Source organism: Paenibacillus sp. 598K, from assembly GCF_003851045.1.
Taxonomy (GTDB): domain Bacteria; phylum Bacillota; class Bacilli; order Paenibacillales; family Paenibacillaceae; genus Paenibacillus_D.
Genome location: NZ_BFBX01000042.1, coordinates 106,869 through 109,116 on the forward strand (window position 1 = coordinate 106,869; position 2,248 = coordinate 109,116).

Sequence of the window (2,248 nt, forward strand, 5' to 3'; positions counted from 1 at the left end):
ACAGGAGTAACAGGAGCAACAGGAGCAACAGGAGTAACAGGAGCAACCGGAGCAACCGGAGCAACGGGTGTGACAGGTATTACGGGCGTAACTGGTCCGACTGGAGTTGGATCTATTCTCTCGTTTGACAGTGGCAGCTACGTAATTCCGGGTGTGCCGCCGGCACTGACTGTCAATTCTGTTATTGGCGGGCTGGCCAACACACAAATCATCATTGGCGATGCGATGTGGGGACCTCAGGTTGGAGCGCTTGGCATAGCACTTACGCTGGATCCTCTGGGTATACCGCCATGGCCGAGGATCGTGACCAGAGGTGGAAGGATTACCGAGTGGACCGTTTCGTTTGAATCTATAGCGGCTGCAGGTGTTTCGATAGGAACAGCCGCCACAATGCAGGCAGAAATCCTTTATGCGCCTGCTCTCCCAGCCACACCTTTTAATATAAGCTCGATAACCTTGAACCCGATTGCTACGATTAATATCGGAACAATCCCGATCGTAGGCGCATTCCAAGCTTATACCGGTACTCAAATTCTTCCTACGCCTTTTACAGTCAATGCCGGAGACTATCTGTTAGTGCGTTTTGCTGTAAACTCTCTTCTGATAGCATCTGTAAATGGCTTCCATGCACAAGCTAGTCTTACGTTTAATTAATCCCTGCCTCAACAGTTGTAAATTACAGGTGCCGTGGCGAAAGCTATGGCGCCTGTTTTTCAATGACTAAAATGCATCATAAATTTTAGTGGTGAAATGTAAAATCTACTGTGATACTATAAAAACATCTGCAAATATGAAAGCGTTAACAAAAAAAGTCGGCCATTGCAAGGGGGGAGACGGGTGCAGCTCAAAAAACAGTCATTCACCCGAAATAAAAAAGTATTCGGCAAGTTTTTGTTATCGTACGTTTTGGTGCTGTTGTTCCCACTATTAATCGGCATCTATGCATATCAGCAGACGGTGCATATCGTGCGGGAGGACGCTGTCGAGCTGAACCGGACGGTGCTAGAGAACAGCAAGCAGAGCCTGAACAATCTGTTCGCTGAAATTCGCGACGTCGTGTCGGTCATCTCGCTCGACAAGGATCTGCAAGCGCTTATCCTGCGAGCGGATGCGGAATGGACGCCGGAGTCGCTCTACCAGTTCTCGCTGCAGCGCAACGAGCTGTACAAGTTGTCCACGAACAATTATTTCTCCGACTTGTTCGTCTACCTGCGCAAGAGCGAGACGCTGATCGCCAGCGACCATATCGCCAGACTGTACGAGCATCCGATGCGCATCGGCGATCAGTCGTTCGGCGAATGGCTGGAGGGCATAGTGACGCGGGAAGAGGTGAACCGTTACCATCGGCTGGAGAATGTGACGAACGGCAAAACGATAGGCAACTACATCGCTTATGTGAGCGGGCTGCCCGAAGGGCATCGGACGCACATCGACGGAGCGGCCGTCATCCTCATTCGGGAGCAATCGGTCGTCCGACTGTTCGACCGGCTGGCGGAAGATGATGGGTCGTTCGCTTACATCCTGGATGAGAATGAACGACTCATCGCGTCGACGCTAAGCGGCGAGCCGCCAATCGGAGTCGCTCAGCTCGATGCAGAATCTCGCCCAGGCTACCAGGTGTATAAGATCGCAGGCAAGGATACGATGGTCAGCCATACCCGCTCCGCCTACAATGGCTGGACGTACGTCTCCGGATTGCCGGAGGCTGGCGTATTCGCTAAAGCCGAGTACATCAAACGGATTAACTACAGCATTCTTGGCCTGGCGCTGTTGATCGGCTGTCTGGCCGCTCTGCTGCTGGCGTACCGCAACAGCAAGCCGGTGCAGGAGCTGTTGGAGTCGCTGCGCGAGTTGACTGTTAGGATGGACGAGCAGCTGCCGACGCTTCGGGCTGCGTTCCTGGAGCGTCTGCTCAAGACGGGGTTCAATCATGAAGGCGATATGCGCAGACATCTGCAGCAAGCGCGGCTGAAGCTGCCGGAGCAGCCCTATGTGGTCGCGCTGCTGCGGATGTATCCAGATTCGGCAGAGGCGCTGTTGCCCCTGGAATCGTGGAACGGCAGAGTTGCGATCCAGCCGCTGCTGCATGAGTCCGAGCGTGACTGGCTGCTCCATGAGCTGGCTCATGCGACTGTCGCCCTGATCATCCCCCTGGAGCCAGGGGCGGCTGAGCCGCAGCTGGATAGAGTCGCTGCCCGCCTGCAGGAGCTGCAGGAGCTGCTGCTGCAGACACGGCAGGCGGCAGCCC

Annotated in this window: 2 protein-coding genes; both read left to right on the forward strand. The window is 54.4% G+C overall.

Going from position 1 to position 2,248, the window contains the following annotated elements; all coding sequences use genetic code 11:
- On the forward strand, nucleotides 1-654 hold a 654-nt coding region (locus PA598K_RS14110; RefSeq protein ID WP_221414140.1), incomplete at its 5' end, for a hypothetical protein.
- A 183-nt stretch (nucleotides 655-837) separates the two neighbouring features.
- A partial coding sequence (locus PA598K_RS14115; protein ID WP_185601954.1) for a cache domain-containing protein occupies nucleotides 838-2,248 on the forward strand: 1,411 nt, incomplete at its 3' end.